This window comes from Metabacillus sp. RB-C-LZQ-3-1, from assembly GCF_058315175.1.
Window position 1 is genome coordinate 87,124 of record NZ_JBZFLI010000016.1, and the last position, 20,450, is coordinate 107,573.

Genomic DNA, 20,450 nt, shown 5'->3' on the forward strand with positions numbered 1-20,450 from the left:
TAGTATCAGAATTTATAAGTATTGTACCTAGTTCCGTGTCTAGTTCCAGGCGCCTTGCGCTTTTCTAATTTGTATTTTTTGAACAAGTCAAATTGGCATGAGTCTTATAATTATAGATTCATGCCAATATATAAGGTATAGGCTAGTTTAGGTGTGGAGAATCTTTTTTTCGTCTATACATAAAGAGTACGATACAGATCGAACTGATCGATAGGATGAGCAGTTGAAAAAAATAAGGTGGGTAGTAGACGAGTTCCACTTCATTTTTACCTTCATGAAGGTTCATTCCCGTAAACGCGTAATTTGCTTTTTTGATCTCTTGTTTTTCACCATTTATTTTTAATGTCCAACCCTTTTCGTATGGAAGCGGAATTACTGCATATTGTTTGTTTCCATCATTCTGATACGTAAATGAGAGTCTATTGCCAGACCAGTTTAGTTGACTAATAGAATTTTGGTTGCTTTCTTCTTTTACTTTCTCTAATACCTCGTATGTTTCTTCATATAGCTCAAAGTCTCCCAGCTCGTAAGTCCCTTTAGGCACTCGCAATGAAATGCGGTCTTCTGCTTTTACCCTTATTAAGATTTCGTCCACATTCGTCCGATAGATTGATTGAACTTCTTTTCTAGTTGTTATAAAATCATTTACTTGAAGAGTAAACTCTTCCTTATTTTTTATTCCTTTCAGATGAAATTTAAGATAATAGTCTTTAACGGATGGATTCATTTTGTTAAGAATAAGATCGACTCCACCTTCTTTTTTTACCTTTAAAATACCGTTTTTATAGGTGGCATTTACGGTTTCAATAGAGGTATGTTTGATTATATTATTACTTTCTGGAATGGCCTTATTCGAGTTCCCTTCTTCAAGCACAATTCCAGTTAACATCGCTTGCTCTTTTGCTACAGGTGATGCATTTTCCAATTCTTCCTCTAGAAAAACCGTATTTGTTGTACGGACAAACGGTAATAAATTCTCATTTTTATAGGCAACATATTTTCCCGTAGAAGCTATTTCTGTAAAACCATACGGGATTGATTCATCACCTTGTTCCGCTACATAGTATTTACCCATCAGCATACTGTATAAGTTTGCACGATCCCCGAGTGACGCGTATCTACTTACACTCTCTCTTCCCATATCAATCTCTAAATCTTTCAAATAAAATAATAAAACTTCTTTATTTAAAATACTTGAATAGACACTCATACCCTTAAAATCCTGTACGATTGGCGTATTATTTCGCATATCAATCATCCAATCGATTCGAGCAAGGGGGTCCTTTTCCTGCTTCTGAATTAGGCGAATGACTTCCCGCTGATCAGCTCCATTATATTCATCACTCATCATAAATTCTTTGGATACTCTAAATTCCGTACCAGTCTTTGTTAACCGCTTTTCTTGAAAATAATTGGCATTGGTTATACTTGTCAGGATGATAAGAATAGCCATAACTTTTCCTGCTTGTTGATTTTTGGCTAGTACAAGCACAAAAAGGAAAGAAATAACAAGAACAGCTGCAATAGCCATATAAGCATCTGTTAACTCTTTAAACGTTAATTTCGGATCATATTGATAAAAAAGGATATATAGACATATCGTGATACTCATTGCCACGATTAATTGTTTCACTTTCACCTTTGTAATCATCGGAAGAGCAGAAGCTGAAACTCCGCCCGCTGCTAAAGATAAAAAATACTCCCATCGATACTGTGGAGCCGAAAACCCATTAAAGATACTTCCAACCAATGGACTGAAATGCATAATGCTAAGCAAAATTGTAAGAGAAGCAAAAAAACGAAATATCCTGTTTCGATAAAATGATATGAGCATAAGGCATAAAAGGACAAATGCAGGCATATAAAGAATCCGGCCATTTAACAATAGATTATCGACAAATTCAAATAATGGCACCGCATCTTCATACGGTGGACGGTAATTGTTTACATACCCAAACACAGCCGGAAAAAAGGAAATCCCGCTTATGCAGAATCCAGTGAGAACACTTACTATATATTTTTTTATTTGTTTTCTTTTTAACAATTCACCTTCTGTTAAAGGAAAAATCCATCTAAATAAAATATAAAGTCCTACTAAAAGGAAGTTAACATACGCAAAATAAAAATTATCAAACAAACTTATAGAGACAGCGAAAAGAAACATTCCCATTCTTGCTTCACGAATTATTTTTTCGACCCCAATTAAAAGCAGCGGAAGCCAAATCATAGCATCCGTAAAAAACTCCCAGTATGTTACATGCCGAAAATAAATAATACTTGTACTGTATACAACAGCACCAATAAATGCTGGCCATGCATTTATCTTTAAATAGCGGAAATATAAAGTTGTTACCATTAAAATAATTGTCATACGGATAACACTAATGACTAAAATTGCATCTGCCCAATAAAAAATATCCGGCTGACGAATGATCCCTAAACTTTCAAGGATGAATGTTACACTTGCTGTAATAAGGAAAACAATGGAGGTAGAAAAATAATAGCCAAGTTGAGTGTATGTACCTCCACCTAAACCAAAGTCAGGAGAATAAAAGAACTGCCCATTTTTATACTGATTATATAACAGCTGTTTAAATGGCTGCATTTGTGACAATCCATCATTGATTCCAGTCATATAACGGCCTTCAAACCATTCTGTTATAAAAAATATATGACTAAAAAAGGCAATAAGAAAACTTAACACAAAAAGACGGAAAATGGTATATCTTCTTATCGATTGATTGAATTGATTGAGGAATGATAACTTATTTTTTTCTTTTTGCATGATGGTTTTAAAACTCTCCCTGTCAGAATAAACGTTATCGGCAATGTAAATAAAACTGCTGCCATCGGTGCGATGCTGCTACTTATATGGAGCAGTTCCACGAGAAGAAATAGAAAGGCAGCTGTCGCTGTCGTATTAAACAGCTGCGTTAGCGGGAAGCGGAGAAAAGCCCCCCAAGTCGGTTTTACCTTATAGGTGTAGAGTGTATTTAAGAAAAATGAGCCTATTAAGCTGCATACAAACCCAATTATATGAGAGGTAAAATAATGCCATTCGAATATATGAAGAAATAGCATGTAAACAAGATAATAATGAAGCGTGTTAATACCGCCAACGATCACAAATTTTATAAACTCACTATGAATGAATGGCATGTTTTTCTCTCGCTTCTATTAAAGGATCAATGTTTGTTGTTTGAACTAAATAATGTGGGCGTTTTTTTGTTTCAATGTAAATTCTTCCAATATATTCTCCAATGATGCCCATACACAAGAGCTGAATTCCCCCTAAAAATAAGACTGCTGATATAATCGTAAAATATCCTGGTACAGCTATTCCCGTTTGAAGAATTTGAACAAGTGATACAGTTATATATATCAGGGAGAGCAGCAATACAAAAGCACCCGTATAAAAACAAGCACGAAGCGGCTTATGATTAAAGGACACGATTCCGTCAATTCCATAGTTTACGAGCTTCGGAAATGACCATTTTGTTTCACCGCTTTCTCTCGCTACATTTTCATAGGAAATTGTTTTTTGTTCGAGACCAATCCAGGAATATAACCCTTTTGAAAAACGATTGCCTTCACTTAACGCTAGAAGCGCGTTCACAGCTTTACGACTTAAAAGGCGGAAATCCCCTTCACCGTCAGATAATTGTACATCGACTGTGTGATTGACAATCCGATAAAAACAGGATGAAAGGAATGAACGGACAGGGGAGTCACCTGCTCGATTTCGTTTTGCGATTACTTGATCATATCCTTCTTCATAACCTTTTAATAGTTGACAGATAATCGAAGGCGGGTGTTGTAAATCCGCATCCATCATAATGATTGCATCACCCGAAGCATTCTTTAGACCAGCAAGCATTGCCGACTCTTTCCCAAAATTTCTAGTAAACGAAATGTATTTGACTTCTTTATATTGAAAGGCTAACCGCTGAATGATATCCAACGTTTCATCTGAACTTCCGTCATCAACAAAGATCACCTCATAGCGATAATAAAGATTGTACATTTCCTTATTAATAGCCTCAAGCACCTTAGGAATATTGCCGGCTTCATTATATGATGGAATGATAAACGAAATCTTTCCTTGATTCATTTTGTCACCCTCCGTTTATTTTTCAAATTGATACATCATAATTTCAGGATGATTGGTTGTGATATGAATGTTGCTGCTAAGTGCTTTTATCCGTTCTAATGATTCCATTTCATCTATTGTCCATGCACCAATTTCAATATTGTTAGATATTAGTTTCTCAACGATACCCTTTGTTAGGAAACTATGATGAAAAGAAAGATGGTTTGCTCCAGTATAAGCTGCTTGTTCTAGAAGCAATGTTGGCATTCCTAAATAGATAAGACCTGTTTGTACATCTGTATCAAGTGATTTGATTTTCCGTAGTGATTCATGATCAAAAGAAATGATTAATACTTCATCTTGAAGGCTAAATTTTTGGATCAGTTCTACTACTTTTTGTTCAAGACCTGTATAGTAAGAACCCATTTGCTTTAATTCAATTAATACCCTTTTCTTACCTTTTATCATTTCTAAAACTTCTTCTAAAAGTGGAATGCGTTCTCCTAAGAATTCCTCTCCAAACCAAGATCCTGCATCTAGTTCACGAAGTTGTTCAACAGTCAAATCGATTACTCTTCCACTTCCGTTGGTGGTTCTGTTGACGGAATGATCATGAATTACCACAGGCACTCCATCTTTTGATAAATGGACATCTAACTCAATCGCATAAATAGCCGGATGATCAATTGCAAGGTGAAATGCAGCTATTGTATTTTCGGGTGCTTTTCCAGACCAACCACGATGGGCAACACATGTATTCATTGTCGTTCCTCATTTCTTTATATTTTTTGTGAATCTAAGTATTTAGCAAAATGGCATTTAAGGATCATATTTATTTAACACCTGTATAAATGAATGCTCGAATGATTTGACGCTGGGCAAAGAAAAACACAATTAAAATAGGAATAACCAGAATCATATTTCCAGCCATCAATACATTCCAGGCTATACCGCCCTCTACTTCTCTTAACTGTGAAATCCCAATAGGCAGCGTACGGGATGCATCACTCGTTGTCATGACTAGCGGCCAAAAATAATCATTCCAATGGGTAATAAAGCTGAATAATGCAAATGTAATGAGTACAGGTTTTGCCATCGGGATCATAATTCGGAAAATGATTTTCCACTCTGATGCTTCGTCTAATCTTGCCGCTTCAAGAAGCTCTTCAGGAACTTGCATAAATGACTGCCTAAGCATAAAGATTCCAAATGCACTTGAAGCAAATGGTAAAATGAGTGACCATAATGTATCCAGCAGTCCCCATGAACTCATCTGTAAATATACAGGGAGAAAAATTAATTGTGCTGGAATCATTAATGTAACCATCGTTAGTGCAAAGAAAAATTTACTTCCTCTAAATTGATAACGTGCAAATGCATAAGCTGCAGGGATGATGGTTAAAAATTGCAAAATCAATATAGCAATTGAGACAACTAAACTATTAAAAAAGTAATGCAAAAACGGTCCTGAATTCCAAGCCTTAGAGAAGTTCTCCCATACAAATTGTTCAGGGATCCACTTTGGCGGAAACGTAAGGGTTTCACCTAACGTTTTGAATGATGTAGAAATCATCCATACAAATGGTAGAGCAAATATAGCAACTACAAGAATAAGTCCGAGTCCATTTAATACCTTTCCTATTGATAAAGATTTCATATAGATCCTCCCCATTAACGGTAATGAACTTTTCGTGAAAGAATACGAAAGTAGACGATCGTAAGCAAACTCACAATAATAAGCAAGAGCACTCCAGCTGCGGATGCATACCCGATTTTAAAGAAACGGAATCCATTTTCATAAATGTAATAAACAAACGTGTTTGTTGAGTTAATAGGCCCGCCTTTTGTCATAATCGAAATTGTTTCAAAAACCTGAAAGGAACCGATTAAACTTATGACAGTTAAAAAAAACAATGTTGGAGATAGCATCGGGAGCGTTAGCTTAAAAAAAGTACGCACTTTGCTGGATTCATCAAGTTCCGCTGCTTCATAGATGTCACGGGGAATGCTTTGAAGCCCGGCAATAAATATTAAAGTATTAAAACCAATCCCCTTCCAAACAGCAACAATGACAAGCGATAGAAGAGAAGTACTTGGATCTGTCAACCAAGGGACATTTGAAATTCCAAATAAATTTAAAAACCAATTCAATAACCCATAATCCGTATCCATAAGCCACATCCAAAGCATGGACACGGATACGAGAGAAATAATGTGAGGGCTAAATATGGCTCCCTGTATCATTCCATATAAGGCTCCCTGTCTATTCAACCAAAGTGCCAGCAGCAACGAAATAGAAATCGTCAATGACACAGTTAACGTCGTATACGTAAACGTATTTTCCATAACTTCTATAAATTCGCGTTCAGAAAAAAGGGTTTTAAAATTGCTGCCTCCTACAAACGTTTTTTCAGGACTTACAAAATTCCAGTCATGCATACTTAAATAAATCATGTAGCCAATCGGATAAATAAAAAATAAACAAAAAACCGTTATAGCGGGTGCAATCATGATATATGGTCTGATTTTGTTCATTACCATATTAGATTCCTCCCTTTACCAAGACAGGCTCATCTCGCTTTATCGTAACCGTTCGATTCCGTTCACCTTCACGATCAAAGAAATACAGCTTTTCAAATGGGATGATGACATGAACATGTTTCACATCATATAAAGGATCCATTACACTTTTAACGTTCATCACACCTGTTTCGTTTTTCACAGTATAAATTGTTTCCGATCCCAATGTTTCCATTGTTAAAATCTCACTCTGGAGCATAATGGAATGCGGGTCTTTATTTTCAGCAAGGGAAAGCTGAATATGTTCTGGACGAAACCCTACATATTTCACATCTCCATTCACTTCAGGCATGTAATCTATCAGTTTATGATGGTCCAAAATATTCATGGCAGGTGTACCAATAAAATTCGCTGTGAAAATATTATTAGGATCATGATAAACGGTCATTGGACTATCTGCCTGTTGAATTTCTCCTTTATTTAAAATGACAATTTCATCTCCCATTGACATAGCTTCCACTTGATCGTGCGTTACATAAATGAATGTAGTACCCAGTCGTTTATGAAGTTGAATTAATTCCGTTCTCATTTGACCACGTAACTTAGCATCCAAATTGGACAAAGGTTCATCTAAAATAAATACTTTTGGCTTTTTGACCATTGCACGTGCTAATGCAACACGCTGTCTCTGTCCTCCAGAGAGATTCTGAGGCTTTTTATCTAAGTATTCCGTCAGTCCTACAATTTCTGAAATCTCTTGAATAAGTGCTTCCCGCTCACCTTTTGGCACTTTTTTATTCTTAAGACCAAATTCAATATTTCCGCGTACCGTCATGGTTGGATATAATGCGTAATTTTGAAACACCATAGCGATGTTCCGTTTACCTGGAGGTGTATCATTCACAAGCTTGTCTCCTATCCAAATTTCACCGCCGGACTCTTTTTCCAGTCCAGCTATCATGCGAAGTGTTGTTGATTTACCACAGCCAGATGGCCCTACCAAGACTGTGAATGATCCATCTCGAATCGTTAAATTTAAGTTGCTGATGACTTCCTCCTCTTTATAAACTTTTGAGACATTAACTAATTTAATTTCTGCCATGTGATTTCATCTCCATTTCAAAATGAACTGTTTTTTGAATAAAGAATGGATGAAGCAAATGCCGTTCGTTCGCCCTGTTTCCTTTCATTAAATCCTCACGATGTGAAACCTCTGTAAAAATCCTGTTAATTCTTCAACTGTTTTTACCGATTCATCCCAAACAGTCAAGTCTGCATGCTTATATTGAGAAATTAAGCATGTTCTGCCACCTGCATGTTTAACAGGATATAGATCGTTAAAAGGATTGTCTCCAACGGATAGAATTTGGTGAGGTTGATATCCCTCTGAAATAAGCCGTTCTAAAACAAATTGAATACCTTCCGGCTTGCCAGCATCAAAAAAGAATTCATCAAATACATGCTCAAGCTTCAAATGCTTCACAAATTCCGGACCTGAAGGACCTGGTGTATTTGTCATAAAAATTTTTCTATCCATTTCTAGATTAGTTAGCACTTCAAATAATGGATCATGACGATGAATACGATATGGCTCACTTGTCATTTCTTTTCGTACTAATTCAAAGGCATGCTTTCGTTTTTCTTCACTAACGTTATGTCTGTCTCCAAAAACAGCTGCAATGCACCATGGATCCCCAATATAGAAAAGAGGAGCAATCATTCCCTCTACTTCAACCTGTTCTGTTTCTTCCCAGGAAAAACTAGATATCGGCTTCAATTTTTCATGAGTGTACACTTTTTGATTTTCATAGTTATAGAAATAACCAAATCGTACAAGGTGATTTCCTTCCAGGATTGCATAAGCTTCGTTTATTTATTGTTGCAACTCCTGTTCTGTTAGCTGATCATTAAGCATATACCGCAAATAACGTCCTAAAAACGTATAATCCTGATACAATGTTCCATCTAAATCAAAAATCATCACTTTTATATCTTTCAACCAGTCCATCTGTTCACCCCTAAGTAGAAAGTGAGGAAGAAAAGCTATATCAGACTGCCCGCAAACGCTCGATGAAGTCTAGCATTTTCAATCAGTCTGATTGGCTAGTAGTCGTACTTTGTCTACAAGCGATATAAATCTACTTTTCTTCCTAAATATTTAATAACACTACTTGATTGTTTACCTTTATTTTTGAAGCAATTGATTTGCCTTTTCTGCTGCTGCATCTAAGGCATCCTGTGGGGCAAGATTTTCTTCTAAGATTGTTCGGGAAATTTCATCTGTAATGATTGTTGCAATCTCTGGATAAGCTTCAACCATTGGGCGGGCTTGACCGTATTGCAATTGATCTACTGCTACTTTAAATTGTGGCTTCTCTTTATAAAGAGCCTGCATTTCTTCTGTCTCAATTGCAGAAAGACGACTTGGTAAATAACCTGTATATGAGCTTGCATAAACTGTTTGTTCAGTGGCTGTCATCCATTTAATAAATTCCCATGCTGCATTTTGCTTTTCTTCGTCAAGACCTGCAGTCATGACTAGGTTTGCACCGCCAGTAGGCACGGCATGTACTTTATTTGAGGGCATAAATGCAGTATTTAATTCAAACCCCTGTTCTTCAGCAACACTTAAATTGTAGGATAGATCTGCAGTAGATGAGAAAATCATCGCAGAACGGCTATTTGCAAAATCTTGTTTCTTTACTTCTGCAGCTTCTTCACCGCCAGGAATTTTAATTAAACCTTCCTTCTCTAACTTTTTCCAAAATTCAAGTGCTTCGACACCTGCTTTTCCATTAAATGCAGCTTGTGACTCATCATCAGAAAGCATTTTTCCTTCTCCTTGAGCAACGAATGCTTCATACATCCAAATATCTACAGGCATTGTCATCCCAACAGTTTCTCCTTCTTTTGTAAGAGCACGTAAATATTCTTCAAATTCAGCCCAATCTTTTGGACCAGCCGGATCTAACCCAGCTTCTTTTAACATCGTTGTATTCATATAAAGGATTGGGGTACTACGTAAATATGGGAGTCCATAAAGTTTACCGTCAATATACGAGTTCCCCATTAGGCCAGGGTTAAAATCATCTAAATTGATATCATCTCGCTCAATAAAAGGTGTTAAATCCTGCGTCATACCTGATTTTGCAAATACACCAATTGATGCAATTTCATTCATTGTTACTTCTGGTGCATTTTTTGCAGCAAATGCAGCCTGTGTTTTCGCATGAAGTTCATCATATGTTCCTTGAAATTCTGCTGTAACATGAATTTTATCCTGTGATTCGTTAAACATTTTCACAAGATTTTCATTGTTTTCACCAATTTTGTCTCCCCATGCGTACCAAAATTTAATTTCGATTTTTTCATCGGACGCGGAAGCCTCATTTGAATTCTCATTGTTAGCTTCTGTTCCAGAAGATTCTGTTGAGTTACATGCTGTTACAACAAATAGTGCGATAAGCAAAAGTAAAAAACTGTATAATTTCTTCATGTCTAATTCCTCACCCTTCTTCTTTTAATTTCCAATTTTGTTGTTATCCAATTTGATGATACCTAAGCCTATTTCGATCCTTCACCTCCCCAAAAAAATAAAAGAGACCCCAAATATAAAGGCAAAAGCCTAATAGATTTGAGGTCTCTCTAATTGAACCAGTTTGTGTTATATTTACTTGATGTCTTTAATATTACAGATCAATTATTAAGATAGTTTCAATTGTTTGTAAATAAACATTAAGAATCTACAAATTAATGTAAAAATTTATATTTTTCGATAAAGTGAGACTTCCATCAGTGGGGGTTTTCTACATCCCCCACTGATGGTTAGCGAAACTTATCGGATCTTTACGGGCTGTTATCTCCCACTTATCCTCTTTGTTTCTCTCGAATCTTGAAGTGGGAGTCTAACCGTTAAGAATGGGATAAATTCAGTTTACATCATCTGTTAAATCTGCTTTCCAAACATCTATATTTGATGTCGTAACAGCAGCAGCTCCACTTTCTATCGCTTCTTTTGCATGTGCTTTTTCGGATAATAATCCCCCGGTAATCAATGGTTTATTAATTTGTTTTGAGATTGATTGAATTAAATATGGTAGACGAGAAGGCATAATTTCAATAATATCTGCCCTATTTTTTTCAATTGACTCTATGATATTGTTATATACTTCCGTGTCTATCATAAACACACGTTGTATCACCATTAACTTCAATTTTTTTGCTTGAACAACTAAACCAGGCTTCGTTGTGACAATTCCAAGCGGCTTTACATAATGAGAAATAAATTCAAGACCTTCAACATTCATGCTCAAGCCGCCAATCTTTTCAATATGTACAAAAACAGGCAGACCTTCTTTTTTAAAAAGATCCACATACTGTTTAACTGATAAAATGTTTCCTGTCATTAGAAACACTGCACTAATTTTATCCTTATGTTTGATAACTGTTTCAATGTACTTTGAATCTTTCACGGCTGCTATTTTTTTATAAGTAGATAGACGATCATAAAACACAGCTTTTTCTGATTTCATTACTATACATTTCACTCCTGTTCTAATTTTGACAGTTAAATTTCAACATTAGTCATCACTATTTTTAATTCCCTCTATTATAAGGCTGTTTTCACATACTTTGTTGTTATAATGCAGTTGCGAAAACAGCCTTTAATCATTAACATTTAAATTCTTCCACATTAACTTTGATAACCCCTTTTCCTTGTTTATGTAATAACACTTAAAATTTTATTATAAAATTCAGTGGAAGAGCTAAAAATAAGAAAAACAGCGAGTCCCCATTTTCTCGCTGTTTGATGTGATCATTCACTTTTTACTTTCAACCTCAGAAACCCTATTTTGGTTTATATTTTACAAAAAGTAACTATTCGCTTGAATAAAGAATTGTGATTGCTCATAATTGTACGTTACTTTTGAAAAGTCAAATGGTTGTCCATTCGTTAAGTGGAATACAGATTCCATGTAAAGCTTTGGGTCACCCTTTTTCAGACCTAAATAAGTTGCCTCTTCTTCATTTAGTTTATCGACATGAAGAAACACATCGGAAAATCCAATCTTTAGTCCCAGTCCTTCGGTAATATAGTGAAAAATGGATTCTGAGACAATTTCTTTATTTAAATAAGTAACGATGGATTTATTATAATACGATTCCTCTAAGCACAATGTTTGTCCATGGATGAAACGTATTCTTTTTACATAATAGATATCATCATCCTGTTTGATATTTAAATTAAGAGCTGCCTCTTGTGCTGGTTTCCTCACGTCTAATTCTATGATCTCTGAAGTAATTTGAAAATCTTCAAGGTCCTTTTTAAATCCTTGGTTTGAAAGAAGACTAATGTATCCTTTTCGCTTATGTCTTCGAACAAAGATCCCACTGCCTCTAACCTGAAATATGACCCCTTTTTTCTCTAATAGATCGAGAGACTTCGTAATCGTACTTTTACTCACTTGATATTGCCCCATAAAGGTTTCCAGTGAAGGCAATTTATATCCTTGTTGAAGCTCGTGTTCTTCTATATACTTCTCAATTTCATTAGCAATGTGTTGATATTTTAACATGGTACATTCCTCTTTTTTCATTTATCTCACACAGTAACTGAATTATACCATACGCCTATTCTTGCACACCAACCGAAATGATCCCTATTAAAAACACCAATCTTTAAGAAAAGGCCTTTTCATTATAGAACAAACTTTTCTAAGATTTGAAAAAGCCCATTCCTTAAGGCTGAGTTGTTCTATTTTCATCACCTCTTTTCCTTTTCACTTTTTAGAGTTATGATAGTATTGTTTTGTTGAAATAATAACATGCTATCACTCTAGGGTGAAAAGAAGGACGATAAAGAAATGAAAAATCTATCATCATCTGCAACAATCTTTGCATCCCTGCAATGGTTGTTTTTTATCTTTGCAAATACAGTTGTTGTACCAATATCGATTGGTACTGCGTTTGAGTTGCCTTATCATGATATCTCTGTCATCCTGCGCAGCTCTCTTATTTTCACAGGGATTGCTTGTTTATTACAAGGATTAATTGGGCATCGTTATCCTCTGATGGAAGGACACTCAGGCATCATGTGGGGGTTGACGCTTAATTTATGTGTAATTGCTTCCTCTACAGGCACTGATCTCCAAACGATTGGCGGAGGGATAGCAAGCGGTATGCTGCTTGCCGGAGTTGTTGTCTTAATTTTAGGTTCGTTACGACTTATTTCTTATATTCAAAAAGTGTTTACACCGATGGTCATGAGTGTTTACTTATTTTTATTAACCTTTCAATTAATCCTTATTTTCTTCAAAGGTATGTTAAAGGTTACTCCTGACGGAAAATTAGATCTTCCTATTAGTCTATTCTCATTAGGTGTTGTTTTGTTAGTATGTTTGATTAAAATCAAAGGAAAAGCTGTGATCAGTAATTTTGCGATTCTAATAGGAATTGTCGTTGGATGGATTTTTTACTTCATTTTATTCCCTGCTGAGCAAAGTGTTATTACTCACTCAAGCTCAGGGCTGAGTTTATTTCCATTAGGTACACCAAACCTGAATATCGGCATTATCGCTATAACATTTCTAGCAAGCTTAATTAATTTAAGTAATACAATTGCATCGGTCACTACGACTGCAGCTATGTTCAATGATACATTTTCACAAAGCCGTTTAGATCGTTCGTATTTACTTAATGGTGCTTTTTCTATTGCTGCTGCTCTATTCGGGTTAGTTCCCTATGCACCCTTTGCTTCATCGATCGGATTTTTAGAAAGTACCCGGATCTTTCAGCTGCGACCATATCTTATCGGCGGCGGATTAATGGTCCTGTTAGGAACAGTCCCTTTTTTAGGCAGCTTACTAGCCACTTTGCCCGTTACAGTAGGAAATGCTGTATTGTTTGTTGCCTACTTTCAATTGTTTGGAACTTCATTAAAAAGCATCCACAATCAAACGTTTAACTCCATTACCATTCACCGCCTGGCTGTACCTGTTTTGGTGGGAGTTTGTATTATGAATATGGATCCTGAAATATTTAACACTTTACCTAGTTTAATCCAACCGTTAGTTTCGAATGGATTTATTATGGGCGTATTAATTTCCATCTTTTTAGAAATGTTCGTGAAATGGGATAAGGGAAAGGTTTCGGTGAATGAAGTTGAGGTGTAGTGTAGGAAAGAAGGCATGTTACTAATATGCCTTCTTTTTTTATGAGAAAGATTCTTTCCTTTCCAGTAAAATCTCTTTTAATTGGTCAACACTTTTAACTATATAAGTTGGATTCGATTGGCTCAGTTCCGCTATAGAACCATATCCATACGTTACTCCTATTGAGTCTATTCCAGTGTTATTTGCTCCAATTATATCGTGCTTTCGATCCCCAACCATAATAAAATCACTATGTTTAAAACCAGGATATTGGTCTAGTATGTATTGGATAATTTCAGTTTTTGATACTCTTGTTCCATCAAGATGACTCCCGACAATAAGGTCAAAATACGAATCAATATTAAAATATTTTAGAATTTGCTCTGCAAAAATAGTAGGCTTAGAAGTTGCAACAATTAAAGAAAACCCTTGTTCTTTTAAGGATTTTAATAAGAAAGGAATATTTGAGTATAGTTTATTTTCAAACATTCCCTTTTCCTTAAATCTTTCCCTGTAGTAATCAATGGCTATTTGGGTTTTCCCCTCATCCAAATCATAATAATCAACAAATGAAACTTGTAGTGGCGGCCCAATAAAACATTCAAGTTTATCTAGGTCAGGCTCAACAATATTCATATTCTGCAATGCATATTGAACCGATTTTGTTATCCCTTCTTTCGGGTCTGAAAGAGTCCCATCTAAATCGAATAAAATGAATTTATAATTGTTCATTATTAACACCTTTCGGGAATTAAACTTTGATATTTATTCCAGTTTTCGTAAGCTTAAATTATACTTCGTCCTGTATGATGAGTACTTTTCTCCACATAATGTATAATTCCTTTTAAAAAGCACATTTCTTTATGAAATGCGCAAAATTTAGAGGCTTTTACTTATTTTTTATGATGCGAAGCTTCAGTCCTATGAATGTACAGACTCACATGAGGTAACTATTTTCCTAATGATTCCTTTAAAATTGTTGTTAAATATTCGACGTTCGTTATTTTTTTATTGCATTCGCTGCTTTCTGCACAGATATAATTTCCGATAGACTTGTAATAATCCGGGTTTTTGGATTTTTTCGCTTTTGTTACCGTTGAAAAATAGGCAACCTCACCGAAACTATGACAGACGGAACAATAATTAGCTTTACTAGTTGGTGTCAACTTACATTCAATGCCGACCATTTTTCCTTCAAGCTCATAAACAATAAATTTTTTGTTTGACCTTGGATCGTTCCAGCTCAAATAGGTCAGTTTGCTGTGGTCAATACTTGATAAATCAGGCAGCTTTAATTTTTTATTTTTCGGAAACATTTTCTTCAATTGCTGTTCAGTAATTTTTGGGAAAGGAATCAAAAAGGACGATAAATGTTGGATATATTGCTCATATTCCTCGTCAGTTTTTAAACTGGATAGATCCAGCATTTCCTGCTGATCCAATGTTGCACTTGGAATGTGGTCCAAGATTTTAGCGTTGGCTAAGTCAATTTCAGCTGCCAACACACTCTGGGGTACATTCCTTTTGGAAATGTCCTTTATCAAAGCAATTTGCTTTTTTATAAAATTTAATTGTTCATTTTTAATGAATTTAGCTGTCATCACGTAACTCTCCTATTCATTTGCCTGATGTCTCTTTATACTTATTTTAAAGAGTACAGTAAGCTTCTAAAATGGAGAAAATGACTTAGAAACGTTTTTTACACAAGAAAAGCGCAAGGCGCTAAGCATTCGGCGCCTTGCGCTAGACAACAAATCTTAGTACAAAATTTGTATACTTTCTTTACTTTTTAAAAAGCACTGATGAAGTCTTTCACCAGTACGGATCTTCTACCTTTTATGTGAATAAACAATTTTCTTTATGGTTTCGGTTGAGAGATAATATTCATTAGCTAGTTGCTGGATACTGCATCCATTAGCAAAAGACTTTCTAATGTCGGCATTACGACGATCAAGAAGCTGTCGCCCGCCGCTTGAACTTCCCCATTTCCGATACTCTGTTTCCTGCTTAGGAATATAAAGGGTCTCCCCTTGGATATACTTTTGAATTTCCACAATTAGCTTTTCAGGTAAAACTTTGGTTGCATTAATATATTTCAATTTTGCCCGCCCCTTATTTTGATTTTTTTAAATAAGGTGCAAAGCCAAAATATTAGAAGAGCTTATTCAGCGATAAAATTAAATGTTTCGCCCCATGCAAAGTATCGCCTTTCCAATACTAGGCTTTGCATGAGTGGAAGAAGTCCCAGACAATCTAAATTGATTCTCCATCTGTAAGCACCCCCTTTAATGTAAAATTATAACAAACAATACACTTCGATTGAATTGTTTTAGCAGTTTTAAAGATGAATTTCACATTTCCTTTCTCCTAGATTAGGAAATAAGAAGAATTTTAACACTTGAAAAATAAAATAAAATCTAGTAAACTCTTCAAAGAACTTCCTAAAACTAAATAAAAACCACCTGTATAACCTCAAGAATATGGCTTGAGGGTCTCTACCAGGAACCTTAAAATCCTGATTACAGAAAATGAAATATTCGTTTTCTGTAATCAGGATTTTTTATTATTTTCTGAAAAAATTTGAAAGGATGGAAAAGCCTATGAACATAAAAATTTTTATACTCGCATTATCTACCGTCGCAGTTGGACTGGTTGAATTAATTGTAGGAGGAATACTGCCTACTATTGCTAATGATTTTAACATCTCATTAAGCACTGCCGGGCAACTCATTTCTGTTTTTGCCCTTATTTATGCTGTTGCTGGCCCTGTTTTACTTGTTATAACCAGCAAAATAGAGCGAAAAAAGTTATATCTAGCTTCCTTGTTTGTTTTCTTTATCGGTAATATCATGACATATTTTAGTCCGAATTTTACCTTTATGATGATTGCAAGGGTTTTGACTTCAATGAGCACAGCACTTATCGTTATACTATCTTTAACCATCGCTGCCAAGATTGTTGCTCCAACACACCGAGCAAAGGCTTTGGGGCTCATATATATGGGCATTAGTTCATCACTTGTAATGGGCGTGCCTCTTGGCATACTCATTTCCGATACATTTGGCTGGCGCGTCATTTTCCTTGGAATTGCGATTTTATCAATCGGTTCGATCATCCTTATTTCAATCTTTTTAGAACGAGTTCCAGGGGAAAAAACGATTCCACTTTCACAACAATTAAAAGCAGTCGGCAGCGCAAAAATAGGTAGTGCACATCTAGCCACAATGTTTATGCTGGCAGGTCATTATACACTATATGCCTATTTCACTCCATTTTTAGAAACAGAGCTTCGTCTGAGTTCCCACTGGATCAGTATTTGTTATTTACTATTTGGGATTGCAGCGGTAAGTGGTGGAGGATTCGGGGGAATTCTTTCGGATGCGATTGGAGCTCGTAAAAGCATTATCGTTGTGATCAGTGCATTTGCTGTTATTCTATTCTTATTACCTTTTACGACTTTTTCACTTATCCTGTTCATACCAATTATGATGGTTTGGGCAGCATTAAGTTGGAGTTTGGCACCACCACAACAAAGCTACTTGATTCAAACAGACCCTGCAACATCCGACATCCAGCAAAGCTTTAATAATTCTGCATTACAAATCGGTATTGCACTCGGGTCAGCATTAGGTGGTATCGTGTTAAGTGAAACCGGAACTGTATCCAATACAGCTTGGTATGGTGGCGTCATTGTCTTACTCTCTTTACTATGTGCAGTCTTTTCTTTAACAAGAAAAACGATAAGAAGAGAAAATTCGATTGATGTTTCATTTTCACAAAAGTCAAATACGCATCATCATGCTTGACATCATGAACAACTTTTCGAAGAGTGAAAATAACCTTGTAAAGACCTTATGTGAATTGCAAAAAGATGCGCAGACTGCTATTTAAGCCATGTGCCAAATTAATTAAATAGGTCAGCCGTTACACTAACCTGGTTGACCTATTTATTATTATTGCCTAAAGGATTTTTTCATGTTTTCTCAAATGTTAGCCCATTTTTCCCTTACTGCTTTGTATTCTTCTTTTGTTATAGGTATAACAGAACCATGTCTCTTTTTGGTAGAGCCTTAGAGAATAATCAGAAGTTGTGAATCTAGTAAATTCACCACTTGAGAGATTCATGGTTAATAAGGGGGGAGATCACTTACCTGATGCATACTGATCAACCAATAAACACCATTCTTCTCTATCATTAAATTTAAAAACTAAAGGTCTTTCACATCTTGTCCAGTTAACCCCATTGAAGCTTTTATTGTTCCAATCTTTGACCAAGTACCAAGTAAATGTCTCTGGTCCACATACATCCCCTGCATTTAATGGAGCCACTTCTCAATTATTCTTGGTTCTGACCAGTTTACTAAATCATTAGAATCCCAAACAATAATGGATTTACTTCCAGCTGCCTGTACAGCATCCCATTCTTTACCGCTTGCAATACGTAAATCGGTAGCAATCATAAAGAATTTATCCCCTTCTGCTGAGCGCAGGATAAAAGGATCACGTACTCCCTTTTCACCAATATTAGAAGATAAAACTGGTTGACAATCATTGAGACCTTTCCAATTTTCCCCTATTGGAATATCCATCCACTGATTGAACTATTTCTCCTTTTTAGATTAAAAAGTATAAATATAGTTTAAGATATCCTCGTTAGTTTCCGATATATAAAATAATAAACTTCACCTTAAAGGAGCAGCATATGAAAATCAAACACAAATTATTTATCGCATTTACCCTTATTCTTATTATCCCTTCCCTTACTGTAGGGCTGTTAGCATATTATAGTGCAAAAAAAGAAATTAGGGAGGAACTTTTAGCTACAGCTAGAGAGAATATTGTTCTTTTAAATTCTAATATCGACAATACCATTGCACCAAAGGTTCACGACGCTAACTTTTTCTCTGAACAAATTAACTCAGAAATGTATGGAGATGGTAGTGAAAATTCAGTTATCGGACAGAAACTTAATCAATATATTGGGCTCCATCCCGAAGTACAAGCTATTTATATTGGAACAGTCGATGGAAGAATGATCACTTCTCCAAAACTAGAATTACCAAGTGATTATGATCCAAGAGAGCGCCCATGGTATCAAAAGGCAATGGAAAACAAACAAGAAGTTGCTATTACTAGCCCATATAAAGACGCCAGCTCTGGGGAAATGGTTGTTACCATTACAAAGTATCTTAGTGACGGTTCAGGTGTAGTTGGAATCGATTTAAGTATCAGCAGGTTAGAAGGAACTGTTCAAGAGTTAGTTATAGGCCATGAAGGTTATGCTGTTCTATTAGATGCTGAGGAAAATTTCATTGTTCACCCTAACAATCAAACAGGAGAAACAGCAACTGAAGAGTTTTATAATAATTTGTACACGAAAGAATCCGGAAGTTTTAGTTACGTCTTGAATAATGAGGATAAAGAATTACATTTCGAGACGAACAAAATTACAGGTTGGAAAGTAGCAGGTACATTCTTTACTAAAGAAATCAATCAATCTTCACAACCAATTCTTATAACCACAATAATGGTTATGGGTATTGCAGTAGTTTTAGGTGGTATTGCAGTAGTTATTATCGTTCTCTCCATAACAAGAAGATTAAATGAGTTGCAGAAAAAAGCTAAAAAGATTGACGAAGGCGATCTTACTGAATCTATTGAAATTACATCAAAGGATGAAATTGGTCAATTAGCTTATTCCTTTCGTAATATGCAAAATAGTTTACGGAATCTTTTAATTAAATTGGGAGATAACTCTACTCAATTAGCATCATCATCAGAAGAATTATCAGCTAGTGCTGAGCAGACTAGTCAAGCAGTAGATCAAGTCTCATCAGCCGTGGTAGAAGTAGCTAGTAGCGCTGAGAGTCAAACAAATAATATTGATCGTAATGTCGAGGCGTTAGGTGAGATTTCAAAAGGTTCATCATTGATTGCTTCAAATACGATCGCAGTAACAGAATTAACCAAAGCTACTACTTCTAAAGCTGAGGAAGGAGAAATCTCGGTTTCTAATACTGTTACTCAAATGAACTCTATTTCACAATCTGTAAATAAATCAAACGAGATGATTAACTCTCTTTCCAAACGTTCAAAAGAGATTAGTATCATTGTGGAAGTTATAAAAGGTATTTCAGAACAAACAAATTTACTTGCTTTAAATGCGTCAATTGAAGCTGCTAGAGCTGGAGAAGCTGGAAAAGGTTTCGCTGTTGTAGCTGAAGAAGTCAAAAAATTAGCTGAACAGTCACAAGAATCTGCAAAACAAATTACTACACTAATCAATGATATTCAGCTCGATACTGAAAATACAGTAAATATTATGATGAAAGTAACCGATGATGTTAAAGAAGGACTTACAGTATCAGAAGAAGCCATTCAGAAATTTAAAGATATTCTTTCAAGTATGAGAGATATTTCTCCACAGGTTGAATCAATTTCTTCTACAGCTCAGCAAATGTCTGCGAGTCTACAAGAAGTTGAGGCTTCAACAAACGTAATTGCTGACTCAGCTAAAAGTAATGCAGCCACAGCTGAAGAAGTTGCTGCAACAACAGAGGAACAATTAGCATCAATGGAGGAGATATCAAGTTCTGCAAGAGCTCTTTCAGTAATGGCTGAGGAATTACAGACTCTTATTAACAGTTACAAATACTAAATCGTTAATATCTAATAAAAAGATAAAAAAG

Annotated in this window: 19 protein-coding genes and 1 riboswitch; of the genes, 3 read left to right on the plus strand and 16 right to left on the minus strand. The window is 35.5% G+C overall.

Features of this window, described 5'->3' with window-relative positions:
• Window positions 1–142: 142 nt before the first annotated feature.
• The 12 genes from AC4GZ8_RS20635 to AC4GZ8_RS20690 all read right to left on the minus strand — a co-directional run bounded on the left by AC4GZ8_RS20635 (window position 143) and on the right by AC4GZ8_RS20690 (window position 12,186).
• Window positions 143–2,785 (minus strand): YfhO family protein, encoded by a 2,643-nt coding sequence (locus tag AC4GZ8_RS20635; RefSeq protein WP_491083792.1) that lies wholly within the window; start codon window positions 2,783–2,785, stop codon window positions 143–145.
• Window positions 2,731–3,159, minus strand: coding sequence for a GtrA family protein (locus tag AC4GZ8_RS20640; protein ID WP_491083793.1), 429 nt, complete (start codon window positions 3,157–3,159; stop codon window positions 2,731–2,733). Before AC4GZ8_RS20640 ends, AC4GZ8_RS20635 begins: the two co-directional genes overlap by 55 nt.
• A complete protein-coding gene (locus AC4GZ8_RS20645) occupies window positions 3,143–4,111 on the minus strand; it encodes a glycosyltransferase family 2 protein (RefSeq protein WP_491083794.1) in 969 nt (322 codons plus the stop codon). Before AC4GZ8_RS20645 ends, AC4GZ8_RS20640 begins: the two co-directional genes overlap by 17 nt.
• Window positions 4,112–4,126: 15 nt before the next feature.
• The gene (locus tag AC4GZ8_RS20650) at window positions 4,127–4,852 is read right to left on the minus strand and encodes a glycerophosphodiester phosphodiesterase (protein ID WP_491083795.1); all 726 of its coding nucleotides are present in this window, start codon (window positions 4,850–4,852) and stop codon (window positions 4,127–4,129) included.
• 70 nt (window positions 4,853–4,922) lie between these two features.
• A complete protein-coding gene (locus AC4GZ8_RS20655) occupies window positions 4,923–5,747 on the minus strand; it encodes a carbohydrate ABC transporter permease (protein WP_491083796.1) in 825 nt (274 codons plus the stop codon).
• Between the two features lie 14 nt (window positions 5,748–5,761).
• A complete protein-coding gene (locus AC4GZ8_RS20660; protein ID WP_491083797.1) occupies window positions 5,762–6,631 on the minus strand; it encodes a carbohydrate ABC transporter permease in 870 nt (289 codons plus the stop codon).
• Window position 6,632: 1 nt separating this feature from the next.
• On the minus strand, window positions 6,633–7,712 hold the full coding sequence (locus tag AC4GZ8_RS20665) for an ABC transporter ATP-binding protein (RefSeq protein WP_491083798.1): 1,080 nt from the start codon (window positions 7,710–7,712) through the stop codon (window positions 6,633–6,635).
• 87 nt (window positions 7,713–7,799) lie between these two features.
• Window positions 7,800–8,405 carry an HAD family hydrolase gene (locus tag AC4GZ8_RS20670; protein ID WP_491083799.1) on the minus strand — a complete coding sequence of 202 codons (606 nt, stop codon included), beginning with the start codon at window positions 8,403–8,405 and terminating at the stop codon, window positions 7,800–7,802.
• 78 nt (window positions 8,406–8,483) lie between these two features.
• Window positions 8,484–8,618, minus strand: coding sequence for a hypothetical protein (locus AC4GZ8_RS20675; RefSeq protein WP_491083800.1), 135 nt, complete (start codon window positions 8,616–8,618; stop codon window positions 8,484–8,486).
• A 177-nt stretch (window positions 8,619–8,795) separates the two neighbouring features.
• Window positions 8,796–10,106, minus strand: a complete 1,311-nt coding sequence (locus tag AC4GZ8_RS20680) for an ABC transporter substrate-binding protein (RefSeq protein ID WP_491083801.1) — start codon at window positions 10,104–10,106, stop codon at window positions 8,796–8,798.
• A 433-nt stretch (window positions 10,107–10,539) separates the two neighbouring features.
• Complete coding sequence (locus AC4GZ8_RS20685; protein ID WP_491083802.1) at window positions 10,540–11,142, minus strand: glycerol-3-phosphate responsive antiterminator; 603 nt, start codon at window positions 11,140–11,142, stop codon at window positions 10,540–10,542.
• 333 nt (window positions 11,143–11,475) lie between these two features.
• Window positions 11,476–12,186, minus strand: a complete 711-nt coding sequence (locus tag AC4GZ8_RS20690) for a GntR family transcriptional regulator (RefSeq protein WP_491083803.1) — start codon at window positions 12,184–12,186, stop codon at window positions 11,476–11,478.
• Window positions 12,187–12,474: 288 nt separating this feature from the next.
• Between AC4GZ8_RS20690 and AC4GZ8_RS20695 the strand changes: the two genes are divergently transcribed.
• A complete protein-coding gene (locus AC4GZ8_RS20695) occupies window positions 12,475–13,782 on the plus strand; it encodes a uracil/xanthine transporter (RefSeq protein WP_491083804.1) in 1,308 nt (435 codons plus the stop codon).
• Window positions 13,783–13,821: 39 nt separating this feature from the next.
• On the opposite strand, the gene AC4GZ8_RS20700 is transcribed toward AC4GZ8_RS20695, so the two are convergent.
• From AC4GZ8_RS20700 to AC4GZ8_RS20710, 3 genes are all read right to left on the minus strand, one after another.
• Window positions 13,822–14,493, minus strand: coding sequence for an HAD family hydrolase (locus tag AC4GZ8_RS20700; RefSeq protein ID WP_491083805.1), 672 nt, complete (start codon window positions 14,491–14,493; stop codon window positions 13,822–13,824).
• A gap of 218 nt (window positions 14,494–14,711) precedes the next feature.
• On the minus strand, window positions 14,712–15,362 hold the full coding sequence (locus tag AC4GZ8_RS20705) for a FusB/FusC family EF-G-binding protein (RefSeq protein WP_491083806.1): 651 nt from the start codon (window positions 15,360–15,362) through the stop codon (window positions 14,712–14,714).
• Between the two features lie 228 nt (window positions 15,363–15,590).
• Entirely contained in the window at window positions 15,591–15,860 is a 270-nt protein-coding gene (locus AC4GZ8_RS20710; RefSeq protein WP_491083807.1) for a CD3324 family protein, read from the minus strand.
• A 343-nt stretch (window positions 15,861–16,203) separates the two neighbouring features.
• A riboswitch (purine riboswitch) is annotated at window positions 16,204–16,303 on the plus strand.
• 58 nt (window positions 16,304–16,361) lie between these two features.
• On the opposite strand from AC4GZ8_RS20710, the gene AC4GZ8_RS20715 reads away from it, so the two are divergent.
• Window positions 16,362–17,567, plus strand: coding sequence for an MFS transporter (locus AC4GZ8_RS20715; RefSeq protein ID WP_491083808.1), 1,206 nt, complete (start codon window positions 16,362–16,364; stop codon window positions 17,565–17,567).
• A 510-nt stretch (window positions 17,568–18,077) separates the two neighbouring features.
• Here the strand turns inward: AC4GZ8_RS20715 and AC4GZ8_RS20720 are convergent.
• Window positions 18,078–18,350 (minus strand): hypothetical protein, encoded by a 273-nt coding sequence (locus AC4GZ8_RS20720; protein WP_491083809.1) that lies wholly within the window; start codon window positions 18,348–18,350, stop codon window positions 18,078–18,080.
• A 113-nt stretch (window positions 18,351–18,463) separates the two neighbouring features.
• Between AC4GZ8_RS20720 and AC4GZ8_RS20725 the strand changes: the two genes are divergently transcribed.
• Window positions 18,464–20,419 (plus strand): methyl-accepting chemotaxis protein, encoded by a 1,956-nt coding sequence (locus AC4GZ8_RS20725; protein WP_491083810.1) that lies wholly within the window; start codon window positions 18,464–18,466, stop codon window positions 20,417–20,419.
• The last annotated feature ends 31 nt before the right edge of the window (window positions 20,420–20,450 follow it).

Excerpts from the sequence above, each read along its gene's own strand:
- AC4GZ8_RS20660 (WP_491083797.1), bottom strand. The coding sequence starts at position 6,631 with ATGGTAATGAACAAAATCAGACCATATATCATGATTGCACCCGCTATA.
- AC4GZ8_RS20640 (WP_491083793.1), bottom strand. The coding sequence starts at position 3,159 with ATGCCATTCATTCATAGTGAGTTTATAAAATTTGTGATCGTTGGCGGT.
- AC4GZ8_RS20715 (WP_491083808.1), top strand. The coding sequence starts at position 16,362 with ATGAACATAAAAATTTTTATACTCGCATTATCTACCGTCGCAGTTGGA.
- AC4GZ8_RS20675 (WP_491083800.1), bottom strand. The coding sequence starts at position 8,618 with ATGGACTGGTTGAAAGATATAAAAGTGATGATTTTTGATTTAGATGGA.
- AC4GZ8_RS20685 (WP_491083802.1), bottom strand. The coding sequence starts at position 11,142 with ATGAAATCAGAAAAAGCTGTGTTTTATGATCGTCTATCTACTTATAAA.
- AC4GZ8_RS20705 (WP_491083806.1), bottom strand. The coding sequence starts at position 15,362 with ATGACAGCTAAATTCATTAAAAATGAACAATTAAATTTTATAAAAAAG.
- AC4GZ8_RS20725 (WP_491083810.1), top strand. The coding sequence starts at position 18,464 with ATGAAAATCAAACACAAATTATTTATCGCATTTACCCTTATTCTTATT.
- AC4GZ8_RS20720 (WP_491083809.1), bottom strand. The coding sequence starts at position 18,350 with ATGGATATTCCAATAGGGGAAAATTGGAAAGGTCTCAATGATTGTCAA.
- AC4GZ8_RS20695 (WP_491083804.1), top strand. The coding sequence starts at position 12,475 with ATGAAAAATCTATCATCATCTGCAACAATCTTTGCATCCCTGCAATGG.
- AC4GZ8_RS20645 (WP_491083794.1), bottom strand. The coding sequence starts at position 4,111 with ATGAATCAAGGAAAGATTTCGTTTATCATTCCATCATATAATGAAGCC.
- AC4GZ8_RS20690 (WP_491083803.1), bottom strand. The coding sequence starts at position 12,186 with ATGTTAAAATATCAACACATTGCTAATGAAATTGAGAAGTATATAGAA.
- AC4GZ8_RS20635 (WP_491083792.1), bottom strand. The coding sequence starts at position 2,785 with ATGCAAAAAGAAAAAAATAAGTTATCATTCCTCAATCAATTCAATCAA.
- AC4GZ8_RS20680 (WP_491083801.1), bottom strand. The coding sequence starts at position 10,106 with ATGAAGAAATTATACAGTTTTTTACTTTTGCTTATCGCACTATTTGTT.
- AC4GZ8_RS20665 (WP_491083798.1), bottom strand. The coding sequence starts at position 7,712 with ATGGCAGAAATTAAATTAGTTAATGTCTCAAAAGTTTATAAAGAGGAG.
- AC4GZ8_RS20650 (WP_491083795.1), bottom strand. The coding sequence starts at position 4,852 with ATGAATACATGTGTTGCCCATCGTGGTTGGTCTGGAAAAGCACCCGAA.
- AC4GZ8_RS20700 (WP_491083805.1), bottom strand. The coding sequence starts at position 14,493 with ATGAACAATTATAAATTCATTTTATTCGATTTAGATGGGACTCTTTCA.
- AC4GZ8_RS20655 (WP_491083796.1), bottom strand. The coding sequence starts at position 5,747 with ATGAAATCTTTATCAATAGGAAAGGTATTAAATGGACTCGGACTTATT.